The sequence below is a fragment of the Alterluteimonas muca genome (assembly GCF_021191595.1).
Lineage (GTDB): Bacteria > Pseudomonadota > Gammaproteobacteria > Xanthomonadales > Xanthomonadaceae > Luteimonas > Luteimonas muca.
The window spans coordinates 57,784-74,897 of sequence record NZ_JAIWPS010000008.1; the positions used below are offsets into that span (position 1 = coordinate 57,784).

Annotated in this window: 20 protein-coding genes; 8 read left to right on the forward strand and 12 right to left on the reverse strand. The window is 69.7% G+C overall.

What is annotated here, in order from left to right; translation table 11 throughout:
- Nucleotides 1-43: 43 nt before the first annotated feature.
- Nucleotides 44-295, reverse strand: a complete 252-nt coding sequence (locus LDO11_RS11150; RefSeq protein WP_232141610.1) for a hypothetical protein — start codon at nucleotides 293-295, stop codon at nucleotides 44-46.
- A gap of 97 nt (nucleotides 296-392) precedes the next feature.
- On the opposite strand from LDO11_RS11150, the gene LDO11_RS11155 reads away from it, so the two are divergent.
- Nucleotides 393-782, forward strand: a complete 390-nt coding sequence (locus LDO11_RS11155) for a DUF6165 family protein (protein ID WP_232141611.1) — start codon at nucleotides 393-395, stop codon at nucleotides 780-782.
- A 30-nt stretch (nucleotides 783-812) separates the two neighbouring features.
- Here the strand turns inward: LDO11_RS11155 and LDO11_RS11160 are convergent, their stop codons facing one another.
- Nucleotides 813-1,643, reverse strand: coding sequence for an N-acetylmuramoyl-L-alanine amidase (locus tag LDO11_RS11160; protein ID WP_232141612.1), 831 nt, complete (start codon nucleotides 1,641-1,643; stop codon nucleotides 813-815).
- Nucleotides 1,644-1,817: 174 nt separating this feature from the next.
- Here LDO11_RS11160 and LDO11_RS11165 point away from each other — a divergent pair, with 174 nt between their 5' ends.
- Complete coding sequence (locus LDO11_RS11165) at nucleotides 1,818-3,809, forward strand: BCCT family transporter (RefSeq protein WP_232141613.1); 1,992 nt, start codon at nucleotides 1,818-1,820, stop codon at nucleotides 3,807-3,809.
- 48 nt (nucleotides 3,810-3,857) lie between these two features.
- Here the strand turns inward: LDO11_RS11165 and LDO11_RS11170 are convergent, their stop codons facing one another.
- From LDO11_RS11170 to dbpA, 4 genes are all read right to left on the reverse strand, one after another.
- Nucleotides 3,858-4,151 (reverse strand): contact-dependent growth inhibition system immunity protein, encoded by a 294-nt coding sequence (locus tag LDO11_RS11170; RefSeq protein WP_232141614.1) that lies wholly within the window; start codon nucleotides 4,149-4,151, stop codon nucleotides 3,858-3,860.
- A gap of 11 nt (nucleotides 4,152-4,162) precedes the next feature.
- A complete protein-coding gene (locus tag LDO11_RS11175; RefSeq protein WP_232141615.1) occupies nucleotides 4,163-4,912 on the reverse strand; it encodes an RNase A-like domain-containing protein in 750 nt (249 codons plus the stop codon).
- A gap of 161 nt (nucleotides 4,913-5,073) precedes the next feature.
- Nucleotides 5,074-5,334, reverse strand: coding sequence for a Rho-binding antiterminator (locus LDO11_RS11180; RefSeq protein WP_232141616.1), 261 nt, complete (start codon nucleotides 5,332-5,334; stop codon nucleotides 5,074-5,076).
- 34 nt (nucleotides 5,335-5,368) lie between these two features.
- Complete coding sequence (gene dbpA, locus LDO11_RS11185) at nucleotides 5,369-6,751, reverse strand: ATP-dependent RNA helicase DbpA (RefSeq protein ID WP_232141617.1); 1,383 nt, start codon at nucleotides 6,749-6,751, stop codon at nucleotides 5,369-5,371.
- 68 nt (nucleotides 6,752-6,819) lie between these two features.
- Between dbpA and LDO11_RS11190 the strand changes: the two genes are divergently transcribed.
- From LDO11_RS11190 to LDO11_RS11200, 3 genes are all read left to right on the forward strand, one after another.
- Nucleotides 6,820-7,071, forward strand: a complete 252-nt coding sequence (locus LDO11_RS11190) for a hypothetical protein (RefSeq protein WP_232141618.1) — start codon at nucleotides 6,820-6,822, stop codon at nucleotides 7,069-7,071.
- Nucleotides 7,072-7,454: 383 nt separating this feature from the next.
- Nucleotides 7,455-7,664 carry a cold-shock protein gene (locus tag LDO11_RS11195; protein ID WP_100321765.1) on the forward strand — a complete coding sequence of 70 codons (210 nt, stop codon included), beginning with the start codon at nucleotides 7,455-7,457 and terminating at the stop codon, nucleotides 7,662-7,664.
- A 140-nt stretch (nucleotides 7,665-7,804) separates the two neighbouring features.
- Complete coding sequence (locus LDO11_RS11200; RefSeq protein ID WP_232141619.1) at nucleotides 7,805-8,518, forward strand: pseudouridine synthase; 714 nt, start codon at nucleotides 7,805-7,807, stop codon at nucleotides 8,516-8,518.
- A gap of 40 nt (nucleotides 8,519-8,558) precedes the next feature.
- Here the strand turns inward: LDO11_RS11200 and LDO11_RS11205 are convergent, their stop codons facing one another.
- The 4 genes from LDO11_RS11205 to LDO11_RS11220 form a co-directional block, all read right to left on the reverse strand.
- Nucleotides 8,559-8,702 (reverse strand): hypothetical protein, encoded by a 144-nt coding sequence (locus tag LDO11_RS11205; RefSeq protein WP_164972201.1) that lies wholly within the window; start codon nucleotides 8,700-8,702, stop codon nucleotides 8,559-8,561.
- A 73-nt stretch (nucleotides 8,703-8,775) separates the two neighbouring features.
- Complete coding sequence (locus tag LDO11_RS11210; protein WP_232141620.1) at nucleotides 8,776-9,591, reverse strand: MipA/OmpV family protein; 816 nt, start codon at nucleotides 9,589-9,591, stop codon at nucleotides 8,776-8,778.
- A 73-nt stretch (nucleotides 9,592-9,664) separates the two neighbouring features.
- Nucleotides 9,665-11,593, reverse strand: coding sequence for a lipase family protein (locus LDO11_RS11215; protein WP_232141621.1), 1,929 nt, complete (start codon nucleotides 11,591-11,593; stop codon nucleotides 9,665-9,667).
- Nucleotides 11,583-12,635 (reverse strand): Lnb N-terminal periplasmic domain-containing protein, encoded by a 1,053-nt coding sequence (locus tag LDO11_RS11220; RefSeq protein WP_232141622.1) that lies wholly within the window; start codon nucleotides 12,633-12,635, stop codon nucleotides 11,583-11,585. The genes LDO11_RS11215 and LDO11_RS11220 overlap by 11 nt, the downstream gene beginning before the upstream one ends.
- An 849-nt stretch (nucleotides 12,636-13,484) precedes the next feature.
- On the opposite strand from LDO11_RS11220, the gene LDO11_RS11225 reads away from it, so the two are divergent.
- Complete coding sequence (locus tag LDO11_RS11225) at nucleotides 13,485-13,853, forward strand: response regulator (protein WP_232141623.1); 369 nt, start codon at nucleotides 13,485-13,487, stop codon at nucleotides 13,851-13,853.
- 35 nt (nucleotides 13,854-13,888) lie between these two features.
- Nucleotides 13,889-14,743, forward strand: coding sequence for a cyclic di-GMP-binding domain-containing protein, MshE-related (locus LDO11_RS11230; RefSeq protein ID WP_232141624.1), 855 nt, complete (start codon nucleotides 13,889-13,891; stop codon nucleotides 14,741-14,743).
- A gap of 129 nt (nucleotides 14,744-14,872) precedes the next feature.
- Here the strand turns inward: LDO11_RS11230 and LDO11_RS11235 are convergent, their stop codons facing one another.
- A complete protein-coding gene (locus LDO11_RS11235) occupies nucleotides 14,873-15,334 on the reverse strand; it encodes a BON domain-containing protein (RefSeq protein ID WP_232141625.1) in 462 nt (153 codons plus the stop codon).
- A 96-nt stretch (nucleotides 15,335-15,430) separates the two neighbouring features.
- A complete protein-coding gene (locus LDO11_RS11240) occupies nucleotides 15,431-15,766 on the reverse strand; it encodes an HIT family protein (RefSeq protein WP_232141626.1) in 336 nt (111 codons plus the stop codon).
- Between the two features lie 318 nt (nucleotides 15,767-16,084).
- Here LDO11_RS11240 and LDO11_RS11245 point away from each other — a divergent pair, with 318 nt between their 5' ends.
- Nucleotides 16,085-17,110 carry an efflux RND transporter periplasmic adaptor subunit gene (locus tag LDO11_RS11245; RefSeq protein WP_232141627.1) on the forward strand — a complete coding sequence of 342 codons (1,026 nt, stop codon included), beginning with the start codon at nucleotides 16,085-16,087 and terminating at the stop codon, nucleotides 17,108-17,110.
- Nucleotides 17,111-17,114: the final 4 nt, after the last annotated feature.

Consider the following 17,114-nt stretch of genomic DNA (forward strand, 5'->3'; position numbering starts at 1 on the left):
GGCTCCGCGCAGTATGTCGCCGGGGTGGCGGCGGCTCCAGCGTTCATTCCACCTGCCCGCGCACCCACTTCAGTGCACCGGGCGCCATGCCGTGGAACTTCGGTGCGTCCGCCAGCGGCGCCACCAGCAGGCGATGAGGCCGCCAGCGGTGCTTCACCGCGTGGTACAGCCGCGACCGCGTGTCCCAGCTGCTCACCACGTACAGCCCCGGCGCCAGCTCGAACCCGTGGGCCATGGCCTCGCCGTCGGCCGGCGGCGGGTCGAGGTGGACCAGGTACAGCGTCGGCGCTTCCATGCGCACGACCTTCGCGGAGCCCGACTCACGGCGGGGTGAATCCGGTCGCATGGCGGCCACGGGCTATCATGGCGCGCCCCCGTTTCCCGCCTTCGCGATGCATACCATCCTCACGCCCGTGTCCATCGGCGAGCTCGTCGACAAGATCACCATCCTCGAACTCAAGGCCGAGCGCATCGACGACGAGGCCAAGCGCAGCAACGTGCGCGCCGAGCTCGACGGCCTGCAGCCGCTGTGGGAGGCGCAGCAGTCGCGGCAGCCGGTGCTCGGCGGGCTGAAGACCCGGCTGCATGCGATCAACGCGCGGATGTGGGAGATCCAGGACGCGCTGCGCGAGTGCGAGGCCGCGCAACGTTTCGACGACCGCTTCATCCAGCTTGCGCGTGGCGTCTACGCCACCAACGGCGAGCGCGTGCAGGTCAAGAACGAGATCAACCGTGTTGCCGGCTCGGCGCTGGTCGAGGAAAAGCAGTACCAGGGCGAGTAGTCCGCGCGAGCGCACGCACGTCGTCGCCTGTCAGCGTGACGGCGGATCCGCCACCCGCGTGCCGCCGGGCGTCGACACCACGTCCAGCAGTGCGGCGGTTTCCGCATCCGGCTCGCCGCCGATGTCGGCCGGGCGGTACTTCATCTGGAAGGTGCTGATCACGTCGCGCGTTTCCGTGTCGAGTTCGCCACTGCGCGGCACCCGGTAGCCCGCAGCTTCCAGCCGCTGCTGGAACCACCCGGGATCCGGCAGCGGCTGCGCGTGGTACACGGCCAGCCGTTGCGCCACCTGCTGCGGGTCCGGCCACGGCACCAGGCCGGCATCGGCGAGCTGTTTCCACGGAAACATCGGCCCCGGATCCTGCTTGCGCCCCGGTGCGATGTCGGCATGGCCGAGCACACGCGACGGGGCGATCTCGTGGCGGGCGACGATGTCGCGCACCAGCGCGATCACCGCATCCATCTGCGCCTGCGGGTACGGCGCGTATACGCGACCCTCCGGCGAATCCGCCCAACCCGTGTTGACGATCTCGATGCCGATCGACGAGGCATTGAGCGCGGTCGCACCGTGCCAGTAGCTCTCGCCCGCATGCCGCGCCATCCGTTCTTCCGGTACCAGCCGGTAGATGCGCACCGGATCGTCGCGCACCAGGTAGTGCGCCGACACGCCGCGCTCGTGGCCGGTCAGGATGTCGAGTGATTCCTCGAAGTCGGCCACCGTGTAGTGCAGCACCAGGTGCTGCACGCGGCTGGCCTGCACCGCGGCCGGATGGCTGTCGTCGATGCGCAGCGTGCCGCCGGCGCAGGCGGCAAGCAGCAGTGGCAGGGCGATGGCGGAGAGGGTTGCGGACAGCGTGCGCATGGCGGCACCGGGCAGGGCGGCAGCGCAGGTTAGCCCAGGCACGGAGCATGACGCGCCCCGGTGTCCCGACCTGGCGATAAGGCAGCCGCGGCCCGCCCTGGCCCTCGTCCCACACCGTCGCCCTCACGGCCGTCGCGGCATCGTGCGGTCGTCGCCATTGCATCGAGGGCCGCCATGAACCCTTCCGAGGGGACACCCGCCTCCCGTGGGCGCTTCGCGCATGTGCTGTGGCCGGTGTTCCTGCCGTCTGCCGGCCTGGTGCTGCTGCTGGTGCTGCTGTCGTTCGTCATCCCCGCGCGCATGGAAACCCTGTTCCAGGGCGCGCAGCGCTGGGTGGCCGATGACGCCGGCTGGTTCACCGTCGCCGCCGTCGCCGGGTTCCTGGTGTTCGTGGTCACGTTGGCGCTGAGCGGCTTCGGCCGGCTGCGGCTGGGTCCGGAACACAGCCGGCCGGACTACGGCTACCGCACCTGGTTCGCGATGCTGTTCGCCGCAGGCATGGGCATCGGCCTGATGTTCTTCGGCGTGGCCGAGCCGATCATGCATTACGCCGATCCGCCGGTCGGCGACGCGCGCACGATCGCCGCGGCGCGCAGCGCGATGCGCATCACCTTCTTCCACTGGGGCGTGCATGCCTGGGCGATCTACGCGGTGGTCGCGCTGTCGCTGGCCTACTTCGCCTACCGCCACGGCCTGCCGCTGCGCATCCGCTCGGCGCTGTATCCGCTGATCGGCGAGCGCATCCATGGGCCGATCGGCCATGCGGTCGATACCTTCGCGGTGCTGGGCACGATGTTCGGCCTCGCCACTTCGCTGGGGGTCGGCGTCATCCAGATCAATACCGGCCTCGATTACCTGTTCGGCGTCGAGGTCAACGTGACCATGCAGGTCGTGCTGATCACCGTGATCACGCTGATTGCCACCGGCTCGGTGGTGTCGGGACTGGACCGCGGCGTACGCCGGCTGTCGGAGATCAACATGCTGATGGCGGTGGCGCTGCTTTCGTTCGTGCTGGTGATGGGGCCGACCGCGCACCTGCTGCAGGCATTCGTGCAGAACACCGGCATGTACATCTCCAGTCTGTTCGCGATGACGTTCAACCTCTATGCCTACGAGCCGACCAGCTGGCTCGGCGGCTGGACGCTGTTCTACTGGGGCTGGTGGATCGCGTGGTCGCCGTTCGTGGGCATGTTCATCGCGCGCATCTCGCGCGGGCGCACGGTGCGCGAGTTCGTGCTTGGCGTGCTGCTGGTGCCGCTGGGGTTCACCTTCCTGTGGATGACCGTGTACGGCAACACCGCCCTGCACCTGGTGATCGTGCAGGGCGTGGCCGGGCTTGCCGATGCGGTCGCCGCCGACACCTCGGTGGCGCTGTTCCGCTTCCTCGAGGAGTTCCCGCTGTCGTCGCTCACTTCGGCGCTCGCGGTGCTGCTGGTGGTGATCTTCTTCGTGACCTCGGCCGATTCCGGCTCGCTGGTGATCGACATGCTGACCAGCCGCGGCGAGGAACAGTCGCCGACCTGGCAGCGGATCTTCTGGGCGCTGCTGGTGGGCGCGGTGGCGATCGCGCTGCTGATCGCCGGCGGCCTGGAAGCCCTGCAGGCGGCGACCATCGCCAGTGCCCTGCCTTTCACCGTGGTGATGATCCTGATGTGCTGGGGCCTGCTGCGGGCGATGCAGCTGGAGATGGTGAAGCAGCGCAGCACGCGTGAAGCCCGGCTGCTGCCGGCGGGCCTCGGCGGCGAGAACTGGAAGGCGCGCCTGCAGGCGCTGGTGCGCCACCCGACCCTGGCCGAGGTGCGCGCCTTCATCGACTCACAGGTGCGCCCGGCGCTGGAGGAGGTCGCGCAGGAACTGCGCCAGCAGGGGCTGGACGCGCGCGTGGAGGCCGGTGAAGACGGCCGCGTCTGGGTGGAGGTGGGCCACGGCGCGGAGATGGATTTCTTCTACTCGGTGCGCCCGCAGGCCTACGAGCCGCCGAGCTTCATCCTGTCCGACCCGCGCCGCCAGCAACGCGACACCGACGATGTCGACTACCGCGCCGAGGTGCACCTGCGCGAGGGCGGACAGGGATATGACGTGATGGGCTGGCGCCGCGAGGCACTGATCCACGACGTCCTCGACCAGTACCAGCGCCATCTGCACTTCCTGCAGCTGGTGCGGTAGCGCGCGCGCCGAGCCATTGCCGCCCCGCTTGCGGACGGGGCGACGGGTTCAGCCCTTGCCGAGCAGCAGGTCGTGGAGCCGCTGGAGCCAGGCGCGCCAGGTGGCGCCGTCCTCCGTGGGATCGTATTCGCAACCCATGTCGCGTGCGATGGCGCCGAGCGCGGCCTCGTCGTGGTCGTGTGACAACAGCCGTGCGATGTCTTCGGCCGCCGCCTCGACCTGCGCCGGTGATTCCGACTCGCGGTAGTAGTCGATCACCCCTTCAGGCTTGGCGTGTTCGGTCTGCCAGTCCTGGTGGAAATACGCGGCCAGGAAGTTCTCGAGGTGGGGGTAATCGCTCATCGGCTCGGCGCTCAGGGCGGTGTCGGATAACCGGTGACGATTCTATAGCCGATGTCCAGACGGTCCGACCGCTCCAGCACCAGCCGCACCGAATGGACATCGGTAGCGTCGCTGTCGCCACGTTTCACCGAGATGCCGGTGCTGGCATCGAAGTTCGCATCCACCACCAGGCGGTTGCCGCCCTGGCCGTCGAGCCAGGCATCGATGCGGTCCTGGTGCTCGCCGATGGTCGCCGATACGAAGTGCTCGGCGGTGGGCAGGTCGACGAAGCTGGACGCGGCACTGATGTTCTCGCGGCGCACGCGGTCGACCAGCCACTCCTCGCTCTTGCCGACATGACGTTCGATCAGATGCCCGCCGGCGTCCTCGTGTGCCTCGAGGCCGCCACCGGGCACCTGCCCGGTGCCGTCGGGCGCATCGGGACCCTCGGCACCGAGGTGGTCGCCCAGGCGCTCGATGGTGGCGTCGAGCGTCTCGCGCGTCGCGGCGTCGAGCCCGCGCGTGGACATGCCCTCGAGTGCGGCGTGGATGCGGCCCAGCAGCGGGTCGAGCTGCTCACCGAACACCGGCGACTGCGTGGCAAGTGCGATGGCGTCATCGACCTGGCCGAGGAAGTCCGGCAGCGCGCCGCTGTCGGCAAGGTCGGCAAGATGGCGTTCGAGATCGAGACCCGACGCCGCGGCATCGAGTGCGGACATCGGCTTCATGGCCTGGAAAGGGTGCAGCGGCGACTGCGCCAGCGGATTGATCGCGTCGAGCATCGGAAGGCTCCGGATGGACGCGCAGCAGACTAGGCATCCGCGCACCGCACCGGAACTGGGGCCGACCCGAGGTGATGCGGATATCGAACGCGCAGGTCGCCGCGACAAACGTCGCCATGGCAACCGCTGCGGGATCCCGTTGCGCTGGCGCCTGCGCGGGTCTATCCGTTACCGGGATAGTCCCCGAGCCGGATGCCGTCGATGGACACGATGCGGTCAAGGCGGATGCTGTCGCCGGTGTCGAGCAGCAGGTATTCGCCGCCGTCGCGGGTGACGAGGTCGCCGATCCTCGCCTGCCGCTGCACGATGGCGGCCTGCAGATCACAGAACTCGACGGTCACCGGCCTGCCTGTCGTCGCCGCGGCTTCCAGGATGTCGTGGAAGTCGCAACTGATCGGGCGATACCTGTCTTCCGTAGCCATCGTCATCCACCTGCCGGCCGTACGGGGGCGCCGTCTACAGCCGGTTGACGCGGAATTTCCGTCCCTTGATCTTCCCCTGGCGCAGGGCCGACAGTGCGTTGTCCGCCTGCCGACGCGCGATGGCGACATAGCTGCGGGTGGCGAACACATCGATCCTGCCGATCGCGTCCTTGTGCAGCTTCGCTTCGCCGGTCAGTGCACCGACGATGTCGCCCGCGCGCAGCTTGTCGGTGCGGCCGGCATCGATGCGCAGGGTGGCCATGGCCGCCGGCGGCACGTTGGCGGCCCTGCCCGACAGCGGCTGCAGCGTTTCCCAGCGCAGCCGCTGGCCCTGTGCCTCCTCGATCATCGTCGCGCGCGGCAGCTCGCGCGGCGTGCACAGGCTCAGCGCAAGGCCATCGCGGCCGGCGCGCCCGGTGCGGCCGATGCGGTGCAGGTAGGTGTCGGCATCGGTGGGCAGTTCGTAGTTCACCACCGCGCCGATGTCCTCGACATCCAGCCCGCGCGCGGCGACGTCGCTGGCCACCAGCACGCTGCAGCTGCGGTTGGCGAACTGCACCAGCACCTCGTCGCGGTCGCGCTGCTCCATGTCGCCATGCAGGGCCAGCGCGGTGAAGCCGTAATGGGTGAGCGAACCGACCACCTCCACGGTGTCGGCGCGGGTGTTGCAGAACACCACCGTCGATTCCGGCTGGAACCGCAGCAGCAGCGCCGCAAGGGCAGGCGCACGGCGTGCCGGGTCGACCTCGAAGAACAGCTGGGCAATCGTTGCTGGCTGCGCGCCGCCATCGACGCTGATCTCCGCCGCGTCGCGCAGCATCGCGTTGGCCAGTGCGCGGATCGCCTCGGGGAACGTCGCCGAGAACAGCAGGCCCTGGCGATCCTTCGGCACGCGTCTGGCGATGTCGCGGATCGCCTCTTCGAAGCCCATGTCGAGCATGCGGTCGGCCTCGTCGAGCACCAGCGTGCGCACGCCATCCAGATGCAGCGCCTTCTTCTTCACCAGCTCCTGGATACGGCCGGGCGTGCCGACCACCACATGCGGATCGTGCGTCAGCGATGCCAGTTGCGGGCCCAACGGAATCCCGCCGCACAGGATCGACACCTTGAGGTTGGGGATGCCGACGGCCAGCCTGCGCAGCTGCTTGCCGACCTGGTCGGCGAGCTCGCGCGTCGGGCACAGCACCAATGACTGGGTTTTGATGCGCGCCGGATCCAGCCGTGCCAGCAGCCCGAGGCCGAACGCGGCGGTCTTGCCGCTGCCGGTCGGCGCCTGCGCGATCACGTCGCGGCCCTCGAGGATCGCCGGCAGCGCCTGCGCCTGCACCGGCGTCATCGAGGTGTAGCCCAGTGCCTCCACGCCCTGCAGCAGGGCCGGCGACAGCGCGAGTTGGTTGAACGGAAGCGATTCGGTCATGCGCGCATGATCGCAGGTTGCGGGGTGGGACCGGGCACAATCGCCATCCCGCAGCACCCGGAGCCGCCATGCGCGACCAGCTCACCATTGCCGTCAGCGAGCTCTACACCGGCATCCGCCACGAGCACTGGCACGGCCGGACGTTCCGCCAGTTCTGGGAGTGGTTCAACGCACGCTGCATCCATATCGTCGCGGTGGCGGAGGCCGATGAACTCGGTGAGCTGGAAGTGCAGCTGCTCGACGTGCGCGCCGCCGTGGAAGCGGGCGGATATATGGTGCCGTCGGATCGGCTGGACGCGGTGATCGAGCTCGAGACCTAGGGCATACGCAGATGCGCGTTGCCGGGTGCCGTTTTCGTGGAAGACGTATTTCCACCGTGGCATGGGTCGTCGGTGCGCCCACCCATGCTCCGGGCTGGGATCCGGCTTGCCCATCGTCACCACGATGAACCTGAAGGCGCACCCGGAATGCCCTCGCAAACAAATTCCACCCACCGGTGCGGAAGTGCGCTAAGGTGCACCCACTGTTCAAAGCGGGATCACGGTACATCGTGGCTCCGATGCGGTAGATCACAGGTTCCAGGGTCGCGAAAGCGGCCTTTCCAGACGATCCGCTCCATCGCTTCGCGTTACCCCTTGCTCGATACAGTCCGGCACCGCACACCGCGGGCCGTGCATCCTCAACTGATCCAAGGAGTAACACCATGTCTGATCGTCAAACCGGTACCGTCAAGTGGTTCAATGACGCCAAGGGCTTCGGCTTCATCACCCCGCAGAGCGGCGACGACCTGTTCGTCCACTTCCGTTCGATCCAGGGCAGCGGCTTCAAGTCGCTCCAGGAAGGCCAGAAGGTCTCGTTCAAGGTTGCGCAGGGCCAGAAGGGCCTGCAGGCCGAAGAAGTCCAGGCCGAGTAAGTTCCACTCGACCTCTACCGCGCAAGCGGTGACGAAAACCCCGGGCGAAAGCCCGGGGTTTTTTGTTGCCCCGTCGATGACCCCGGCCGCGGCATCTGCCAGACTGCGCGCCTTTCGCCACCGCCACGCCAACGCACTCCATGCGCCTGAACAAGCACATCAGTGACACCGGCTACTGCTCGCGGCGCGAGGCCGACCGGCTGATCGCCGAGGGCCGGGTCACGGTGAACGGCCAGCGCGGCCGTGTCGGTTCGGAAGTGGGTGACGGCGACACCGTGCTGATCGACGGCCAGCCGCTGCAGCAGCGCACGGCCGCGCCCGGCAAGCGCCGGCACGTCTATATCGCGCTCAACAAGCCGGTGGGCATCACCTGCACCACCGAGTCATCGGTGAAGGGCAACATCGTCGACTTCGTCGACCACCGCGAACGCATCTTCCCGATCGGCCGGCTCGACAAGGATTCCGAAGGGTTGATCCTGATGACCAGCAACGGCGACATCGTCAACGCCATCCTGCGTGCCGAGAACAAGCTGGAAAAGGAATACCTGGTGACCGTGAACCATCCGGTCACCCCCGAGATCCTGCGCGGCATGGCCCGCGGCGTGCCGGTGCACGGGCAGACCACGCTGCCGTGCCGCACCGGCCCGCTGGGGAAGTTCGGCTTCCGCATCACCCTCGTGCAGGGGCTCAACCGCCAGGTGCGGCTGATGGCCGCGCATTTCGGCCTGCGGGTGAAGCAGCTGGTGCGGGTGCGCATCGGGCCGGTGAAGCTGGCACACCTGAAACCCGGGCAATGGCGCAACCTCACCGACACCGAGTTGCGCGCACTGCTGCCGGGACAGGCGGAGTTCTGAGCATCGCGGGCGTAGGTTCGCCCGCCCTCGCGCACCGCGGTCAGTGACCGCCCTGGCGCTTCTGCGACCTGTCGCCCTCGCCCGGGTTCGACAGCTTCCCCGCATCCTGCTCGCGCGGGGTGCGCGCCGGGGCCTTCTCCTGCTGCGACTTCTTCATGCTGTCGCGTGTCTGTGGCGTGGTCATCGCGGGTCTCCGTTGCGGTGGCTGGTCCACCGCGCACCAGCCTGCGCCGCACCCGATCACGTGGCCGTGCAGGTCAGCGGCGACGCAGCCACCACGGGGTGAAGCCGCGCGACACACCGATGAACATCGACACGCTGCCATCGGTGCCGGGGTCGACCAGCGGGCTGTCAGTGATCGCATCGGGCAGATGGCTGTAGCGCAGCGAGCCGACCAGCGACCACGTGGTCCCCAGCGGCCGGAAGAACGACACCCCGGCATGCGGCATGGTCACCGCGCCCGGCCGGTAATCGACCACCCCACGCGCGACTTCCTCGCGCAACGTGCCGTAGTAGTAGTCGGCCAGGTCGCCGGACCACCAGGTCGCGCCGGCGATCGGCGTCAGCACGCCACCGCCCACGCGCAGCGGATAGCCGTACTGCAGCGAGGCCTCCTGGCCGCCGCTGCGGTCGGTGGCATCGGTCAGCAGCTCCAGCTGCAGCTCGCCGGCGCGGCCGCTCCATTCCATGCCCACGCCCACATCGAGCCCGCGGTCGCGGTCCTCCAGCAGGTCGGCATCGATGCCATTGCGCGCCAGCTGCCCGCGGTCGAGGTCGTCATCGACATCGAAACCGTCGAAACGCGCCTTCGCCAGTGCGGAGAACTCGAACGTCGGCGTGTCGACGAACCGCCAGCCCGCGGTGACGCCGCGGAAGTAGAACCGCTCGCCCTCGTAGGACAGCAGCGGAATCGGGATGACCCGCGTGCCCTCACCCGCATACGGGCTGTCGGACACCGCCGCCGCCACGCCGATGCCCCAGGGCGAGCGTTCGGGTGGGGCCGCCACGGGCGCCTGGGCCATGGCGTCGAAAGCGAACGCGGTCAGCAGCACGGGCAACAACAACCTGGTCATGGTGGCCTTGGGGATGAGGGCGAGCGACGACCTTACTGCATGCCCGACCGCGCGCCTGCGAAGACGGCGTGCCTCAGCGCACGCGCGGCATCACGCCGGCGTCGCGCAGATCCTCGTGCAGGATGCGGCGCAGCTCCAGGATCGCTGGCGCGGTCTCCTGCACGCTGTGGCCGGAGGTGATGACCTTCTCCGACACCGCGCCGTCGAGATGCGCGCTGCGATAGGGCACCAGCCCGTCGTCCGATGCCTCCAGCGGAATCGCCGCGTTGCGCTGCGCGATGATCGAGTGGTAGCGCACGCGCGGCGAGATCGGCAGTGACGCCGCGGCGCGCACGAACGGATCGTCCTGGCTGAGGTTGTCGATGCTGTTGGGCACCCGCGGCGGCGCGCGGCCGCTGGCGGGTCCGGGCCCGGCAAGGTCCTCGAGCACGTCGCCCAGCCCTTCCAGCACCGTCAGCGGCAGGCGCACCAGCCGCGAGACCCAGCGCCCGAGGCGGTTGCCGGCGACCTCGGTACCGCGATGCGGCGTGGCGATGAAGATCGCGCGCGAGATCGCGGGCACGGGCTCGAAGCGCAGCGCCGGTCCCAGCCGCCGCTCGACGCGCTGCAGGCGGCCGTCGTCGATGTCGCGTGCTTCGATGAGCTGGTCCCACAGCATGTCCCCGGAGGACGACACCATCAGCCGCCCGATCACCCCGCCCATGCTGTGGCCGATCAGCACCATGTCGCGCGAGGCGGCGGCGGTGCCCGTGGGGTCGAAATGACGCAGCGCCTCGCCGAGGATGCGGCGGATCGCGACGTGGTTGAGCCCGATCGGCGCATTGGTCGGGTAGTAGACCTGCCAGACCTGGAAGTGGCGCCGCAGCGTGGCATCGCCCATCACCTCGTTGGCGACGTTGACCCAGGCTTCCGGGCTGCTGGCCAGGCCGTGGATCATCAGGATGATCCGGCGGTCCGGATCGAAGGGCTGCATCAGGTACAGATGTGGGCGGTCGATGCCGTCCTCGCGGCCCAGGAGGGTGCGCAGCGACTGCCGGGCGAAGCCGGAGCGCGCCAGCCACAGGCCGTAGCCCGCGGTGAAGTTGGCCGCCAGCGGCACCTGCTGGCCGTGGAGTTCGATGTCGGTATCGCGGTACGGGTCGTGCGCGCTGACGCGCACCTCGCGGGTGGACAGGATCGCGGCGAGGTCGTCGCCGGGGAAGCGGAACAGCAGGGTCATGCCGGGGGATGGCATCTCGCTCCAGCCCGGCGGCTCGGCCTGTGCCGGCGATGACGGCATCGTGGCCATCACGTCATCGCCCATCACCGCGACCAGCTCCGCGCCGAAGCCCTCGCGCCGGTAGGTGCTGCGCAGCCCTTCGAAGGCCAGCGTGGTGGCCGGCACCAGCGCCTTCGGGAAGTCCAGACCGGCCGGCAACCGCACCGCGCCGAAATCGATCCGGACCGTCCAGCCCTCGAGTTCCAGGGTGGCCGGCGTTGGCGCACCCGTCTCCCGGCGGCGCGTCGCCAGTACGTCGAACACGGCGATGCCGGCCCGCTGGGTGGCGTAGTTGTAGTAGTCGCGCACCTGGGTCTGGCGGTCCTCGAAGGCACGCTCGCCGGGGCTGCGCTCGCTGAAGAACAGGTAGGCGTAGGCGTGGCGGGCGGTCTCCAGCCAGGGGGCGACCGGCGCGGACCCGTTCGGCGCATCCATCGCCTGCTGCAGCCACAGCTCGGCGAGCGCCGCCAGCCTGCGCTCCTCGCTGATGCCCGGCAGCGCCGCCAGCGCGGCGATGCACGCAGGTCCCGGCGCCGCGCACGCCGATTCCTCCAGCCCGGCCACGCGGATGGTCTCGACGGTGGCGGCGCTTGGCCTGCCGGTGGTGAGCATGTCGCCGCGGCGCGAGGCGACGTACTCGCTGGCATCCTGCGAGCGCACCTCGACCGTCGCGCAGCCGCCGAGGCCGAGCGCGGCCAGTGCCAGCAACAACAGCGCGAACTGGCGCAGGCGGCTACTCGTCATCTTTTTCATGTTCCTGCGCAATGCCCGGGACGCCGCGCCGGATCGCGCGCGAGAACGCCGAAGGGTCGTCGGCCGCTGCGTCGCTGGCGAGCGCGCGCGCGTTGATATGCCCGCGCGCCTGCAGTCCGGCGTAGTCATGGCCCGGCGTCAGCCCGCCGTGGTCGTACGCGTATTCGGCGAAATGGCCCGACAGCAGCAGGCGGTAATCGACCGGCAACGTCGGCGCGATGTGGCGTGCCAGGCGGTAGATGATCGTGGTGCAGTTGCTGGTCAGCGTATTGTAGAAGCGTGGCGCGTGGCGCAGCTCGGCACTGCTGTCGATATAGCCCAGCAACAGCGCGCGCACCGCTTCCGGTGCCATGCGCAGGCGGTACAGGTACACGTCCTCGCCGCGGGCGTTGCTGCGCGTGCGCACGATGTCGCGCTCGTCGGCGGCAATGATCACCTGCTCGAACTTCCGGAAGAACCCGCCGATGGCGGAGAAGCCTTCGTGGCGCTCCTTGCGGATCTCCAGCGAGAACACCAGTTGCTCCCCGTCCTCGAAGCCGAACGACACCAGCGTGTGCGCGATGTGCGGACCCATCCAGTAGGACAGGATGAGGTCGGCCGATTCGAGGCGGTCGAGGTCGTAGCTGCGGGTTTCCCAGCGCGTGGTGTAGTCGGTCTCGCTGCGCCATTCGAAGTTGCGCACGTTGTGCAGGGTCAGGCGGTCACCGTCCACCCGGGCCTCGAGCAGGCGGGCGACATCGTCGGCCCAGTCGCGATCGTGCGAAGGTGCCAGCGTGCTCCACCAGCCGAGCATCACGACGAAGGCCACCGCGAACGCCACGCCCGGCATCCGGCGGCCCGGGCGTTGCGGCCGCACGATCGCGAGCACGCCAAGCGCGCACCATCCGGTGATCACCAGCGCACGCAGCGGCCACGGCCCGGGCAGCTGGAACCACAGCGCCAGCGCGCCCCACGCGGCCACGATGAGAACGAGCAGGCCACGCAATGCGCGCCACATGCGGGCAGCGACGGTGCGTCGATCAGCCGGGCCCATCGTCAGCCCGGTCGCAACTGGAGGCGCGGGCGCGTCCGCGTCGATGAGGCGTGCCTGCCCATCCGGTGGTCCATCTGCAAACAGGCGGCCATGATGCCCGACGCCGGTGGAGGGCGAAGCCCGGGGGCGGCTGCGTCGCGGGGGCGGCCATCCATCCGCCGCGGCCGGCGGCGCCCGGGGATGGCGCGGCAATGCCATCAGCGGTTGCCGTCACGCCGCGGCATCCCGGGCCTCACGGGCTGTCACGGGTCGCGGTGCGACTCGCTGACCCGAAGCATTGCGCACATCGGGGACTCCGGGGTGGCCACCGCCCGGCGCGGTATCCGCCGTTGTGTCATCGCCTGCGCCATCACCGCCGGAGACGCCCAGATAACCGACGACTCCCGCTGCCACGGCTGCGATCAGGATGAGAAGACCGGACCGGGTGTTCATCGTCGCTCCTGCAATCCACGTGTTGACGTACCGGGAAGATCCCGCGGGCAGGCACCCCGCCCGTCGAAGGAACGCGCACACCCTGCCATCCGTTCTTCTGCATGCATCCGGATGGGATCAGCTGGCGTTATACAGGAGAGAGGAAGCCTGGCCTCACGGTTCGGACATGGAAGGGGGCGCCTGCGACGCCAGCGCTGATCCGCCGGACCGGTGCGGGCCCGCCGTGCTGATGCTGGCGGGCGTGTGCGGCACATCGGCTTCGGATGATGCGCGCTTGGACGCCCTGTGGGTCGAGGATGCGCAGGCGGCCATGCCCCGCCGTGCGACCCCGGCCGGATGCCAGCCCTCAAGCATCCTGCGCGGCGGTCGCTATCGAACCACGGCCAGTGGGCTTTGCACCCCGACGAGGAGACACTGATGAGCGATCGACCGACCGTGCTGTTGTGCGACGACTCGCGTGCGCTGCGCATGCTCGCGGCGGGCCAGCTGGACGAAGCGGGCTTCGCGGTGGCGGGCGAGGCCGGCAACGGCCTCGAGGCGATCCGCCAGTACGAGGCGCTGCGCCCGGACCTGGTGCTGCTGGACCTGGTGATGCCGGAATGCGACGGTCGCGAGGCGCTGGCACGCATCCTCGAACTCGATCCGCAGGCGCGCGTGGTGATCCTCAGCTCGCTGGGCGCGCAGCGCGACATCGAGGCGTGCCTGCGCCTCGGCGCGCGCTCCTACCTGCAGAAGCCCATCGACACCGACGCGATGGACCGCGTGCTTCGCGAGGCGCTCGCCTGAGGGCGGTGCCGACGTTTCCCTGTAGAGATCACACGATGGCAGCGAAATTCCTCGGCCAGTTCCTGTTGGAGCGTGGCGTCATCACCGCGGCGCAGCTGCTGGCGGCGATCGAAGCGCAACGCGCGTCCAACCCGCTGCTGGGCGAACTGGCCGTGCGACAGGGCCTGCTGGACGCCGCGCAGGCGCGCCGCATCCACCAGCGCCAGCGCGTGGAGGACCGGCGCTTCGGCGACATCGCGCTGGAGATGGGCGCGCTCGACCGGGCGCAGCTCGACGCGCTGCTCGACGCGCAGAAGGCCGGCCGGCGGATGCTGGGCGACGTGCTGCTGGAACAGGGCGCGATCGACCCCGATCGGCTGGAGGCGGAACTTGCGCTGCACCGCGCCAGCCAGGAAGACGCCCGGCACGCATTCGAAAGCGAACTGGCCGCCCACCCGCTGGGCGATCTGGCCAACAGCGCGGTCGGCCTGTGCGCGCGGCTGTTTCCGCGCATGCTCGGCAGCCAGTGTTTGCCGGCCGAAGTGCTGGCACCGGAAGAACTCGACAGCTGGCCCATCGTTGCGCACGTGCGCGTGGAGGGCGACCGCCCGCTGGGCATCGCGCTGGCCAGCGACCTGCCCGCCGCACGCGCCCTGGCCTGCGCGCTGCTGCGCATCAGCCCTGACCTGTTCGACGACGACCTCGCGCAGGATGCGCTGGGCGAAATGGTCAACGTGCTGATGGGCTATCTGGTGCACGACGTGCTGGCCGACGACGCCAGCTACCGCGCGCTGCCGCCGGACACGTCGGTGCCGATCGCAACGCTTGCCGCCGACCGCGAACGCAGCCTCGCCATCGGCATGGGCTCGCAACTGGGCGGCTTCGTGCTGCTGGTGGATCGGCACGGCTGAGCCCGACGCGCTGCGCGCGCGGGACACTGGACGAAACACATGAAAATGCCGCACACCCGGAAGTGTGCGGCATGAACCACCCTCCTGATGCGCGGTCCGGCCGGTAAGGCCGAGCCGACGCTCGCGGCATCAGCGGTTGGTGCGGACCGTCAGACCGCTCGTCTGGACGTCGGTAACGCCCTCGATGTCGCGCGCGATGCGGGTGGCCGTGTCGATCTGGGCCTGGCTGTCCACCTGGCCGCGCAGCGTCACCACGCCGTTGAGGGTGTCCACGTTGATGTCCAGGCCGGACACGTCCGACTCGGCCAGCAGCGAGGACTTCACCTTGGTGGTGATCCAGGTGTCGTCGACCGGCTGGTCGAAGTTGCGGCCGTCGCCGAGGCCGTCGCGGTTGGTCCCGTCCATGGCCGGATCGTTGCGCACGTCGCCAGCGGTCGTCATGTCGCCGGTGGCACCGGCCGTCTGTGCCGCCGGATCATTGGTCACGCCAGCACGGTCGTCGGCATTGCGGTCGTTGGAGCAACCGACGGCAAAGGCCAGCGCGGAGGACAGGGCGATGGCGAGGGGAATGCGGGTGAAGTTGTTGGTCATCTGGAATCTCCAGCGTGTGGGAGTGGCTGGAGTGTCTTCGGTGCCCTGCACACGCGGCGTGACAGTGGAACTGAACGCCTGTTCAGCTACGGCACGCTACCGCAACGCAGCGCGCAGTCTGGCAGCCGCAGCGATGCGCTCCGCGGCGGTGTACGGCGTCTTCGGCCCGGCGTGCAGCCGGTCGTTCGGGTAGCGAGGGAAGACGTGCAGGTGGTAGTGCCACACATCCTGGTCGCCTGCCGGGCCATTGTGCTGGCGCGTGGAGATGCCCTCGCATCCGAAGGCGCTGCGCATCGCCTGCGCCAGGCGGCGCGTGGCGCGAAAGAACCCGTTGCCGAGGTCATCCGGGATGTCGAAGACATTCTCGTAGTGGCGACGGGGTATGACCAGGCAATTGCCCCGGATGCCGGCGTAGTGATGGGTCGGCACCATCGCGAAAGACCCTGCCCTCCCGCTCGACGACGATGTCCATTCTCGGGGATAAACGGTCGTCCAATCGCGCGCCGGTTCCGCAACGCGCCCGCAGCGCCAGCCTGATTCCTGCGCTGGCCCGGCCGGTCTGGCTGCTGGTCACGGCGCTGCCGTGGGCATTGCATCGTGCGCGGCGCGGGCGCGCACCCGGACTGACACCGGCTCCGGCACGCGCGGGCCTGGCCTGTTCACATGGCGTCAGCGGTGCTTGGGCGACCCTTGTGCCCCCGCCGGGTGTCGGCCAGTCCCAGGTGCGTGGTTTTGCGAGTCCCTCTCCTGTTGTCCCTCGGTTTCCTGCTGGTCGCCTGCAGCGATGCGCCCGAAGCCCCACCGCCGCCGCGCCCGGTGATCGTCCAGCCGGTCGAGAGCGCATCCGAAGACCGGATGCTGAGCTTCCCGGGGCGCGTGGAGGCCGCCGAAGGCACCGAACTCGCGTTCCAGGCCGATGGCCGCATCACGCGCTTTCTGGTCAGTGACGGCGAGCGCGTGGAACGCGGACAGGTGCTGGCCGAACTCGACGACACCGACTACCGCCTGCAGCTGCGCGAGGCCGAGGTGGCGCTGCGCACGATGGAGGCCGATGTCGCCCGCCGCCGCGGCCTGCGCGACGAAGGCATCCTCGCGCCGGCGGCGGTGGAACAGGCCGAGGCGCAACTGGCCAGTGCCCGCGCCAACCGCGATGCCGCCGCGCGCCAGGTCGGCTTCACCCGCCTGCGCGCGCCCTACGAAGGCGTCGTCGCGCGCAGGCTGGCCGCCGCCGGCACCGTGGTCCCGGCCGGCCAGCCGGTGCTGCGGATGCAGGATGCGGATGTGATCGAGGTCATCGTCGACATTCCCGAGCGCGATGCCGCGCGCCTGCCGTTCGGCCCCGGACTCGTCGCGCGTGGCCGCGTGCTCGCGCTGGACGGCCTGCCGATGACGCTGGCCTATCGCGAACACGCGACCGCGCCGGATGCGCAGTCACGCACCTACCGCCTGGCGCTGCGCGGCGCGCCGCCGCCGGGGGCCAACGTGCTGCCCGGCATGGCCGTGCAGGTCGCGATCGACGATCCGGCGCCGTCGACGCTGGCTGCCGGCCAGCACCGGGTGCCGGCCAGCGCGGTACTGAGCGCGGCCGACGGTCAGGCGGTGGTATGGACCGTGGGCGAGGACGGGGCTGCGCAGCCGGTGCCGGTGCGGGTGCACGCGATCGAAGGCACGCATGCGCGCATCGAAGGCGAGTTGCCGCCATCGGCGCAGGTGGTCGTCGCCGGTGCACGCCTGGTGCAGGCCGGCCAGGTCGTCGAACCGCGTACCCGGCGCTGACCCG

Excerpts from the sequence above, each read along its gene's own strand:
- LDO11_RS11150 (WP_232141610.1), bottom strand. The coding sequence starts at position 295 with ATGGAAGCGCCGACGCTGTACCTGGTCCACCTCGACCCGCCGCCGGCC.
- LDO11_RS11155 (WP_232141611.1), top strand. The coding sequence starts at position 393 with ATGCATACCATCCTCACGCCCGTGTCCATCGGCGAGCTCGTCGACAAG.
- LDO11_RS11160 (WP_232141612.1), bottom strand. The coding sequence starts at position 1,643 with ATGCGCACGCTGTCCGCAACCCTCTCCGCCATCGCCCTGCCACTGCTG.
- LDO11_RS11165 (WP_232141613.1), top strand. The coding sequence starts at position 1,818 with ATGAACCCTTCCGAGGGGACACCCGCCTCCCGTGGGCGCTTCGCGCAT.
- LDO11_RS11170 (WP_232141614.1), bottom strand. The coding sequence starts at position 4,151 with ATGAGCGATTACCCCCACCTCGAGAACTTCCTGGCCGCGTATTTCCAC.
- LDO11_RS11175 (WP_232141615.1), bottom strand. The coding sequence starts at position 4,912 with ATGCTCGACGCGATCAATCCGCTGGCGCAGTCGCCGCTGCACCCTTTC.
- LDO11_RS11180 (WP_232141616.1), bottom strand. The coding sequence starts at position 5,334 with ATGGCTACGGAAGACAGGTATCGCCCGATCAGTTGCGACTTCCACGAC.
- dbpA (WP_232141617.1), bottom strand. The coding sequence starts at position 6,751 with ATGACCGAATCGCTTCCGTTCAACCAACTCGCGCTGTCGCCGGCCCTG.
- LDO11_RS11190 (WP_232141618.1), top strand. The coding sequence starts at position 6,820 with ATGCGCGACCAGCTCACCATTGCCGTCAGCGAGCTCTACACCGGCATC.
- LDO11_RS11195 (WP_100321765.1), top strand. The coding sequence starts at position 7,455 with ATGTCTGATCGTCAAACCGGTACCGTCAAGTGGTTCAATGACGCCAAG.
- LDO11_RS11200 (WP_232141619.1), top strand. The coding sequence starts at position 7,805 with ATGCGCCTGAACAAGCACATCAGTGACACCGGCTACTGCTCGCGGCGC.
- LDO11_RS11205 (WP_164972201.1), bottom strand. The coding sequence starts at position 8,702 with ATGACCACGCCACAGACACGCGACAGCATGAAGAAGTCGCAGCAGGAG.
- LDO11_RS11210 (WP_232141620.1), bottom strand. The coding sequence starts at position 9,591 with ATGACCAGGTTGTTGTTGCCCGTGCTGCTGACCGCGTTCGCTTTCGAC.
- LDO11_RS11215 (WP_232141621.1), bottom strand. The coding sequence starts at position 11,593 with ATGACGAGTAGCCGCCTGCGCCAGTTCGCGCTGTTGTTGCTGGCACTG.
- LDO11_RS11220 (WP_232141622.1), bottom strand. The coding sequence starts at position 12,635 with ATGGGCCCGGCTGATCGACGCACCGTCGCTGCCCGCATGTGGCGCGCA.
- LDO11_RS11225 (WP_232141623.1), top strand. The coding sequence starts at position 13,485 with ATGAGCGATCGACCGACCGTGCTGTTGTGCGACGACTCGCGTGCGCTG.
- LDO11_RS11230 (WP_232141624.1), top strand. The coding sequence starts at position 13,889 with ATGGCAGCGAAATTCCTCGGCCAGTTCCTGTTGGAGCGTGGCGTCATC.
- LDO11_RS11235 (WP_232141625.1), bottom strand. The coding sequence starts at position 15,334 with ATGACCAACAACTTCACCCGCATTCCCCTCGCCATCGCCCTGTCCTCC.
- LDO11_RS11240 (WP_232141626.1), bottom strand. The coding sequence starts at position 15,766 with ATGGTGCCGACCCATCACTACGCCGGCATCCGGGGCAATTGCCTGGTC.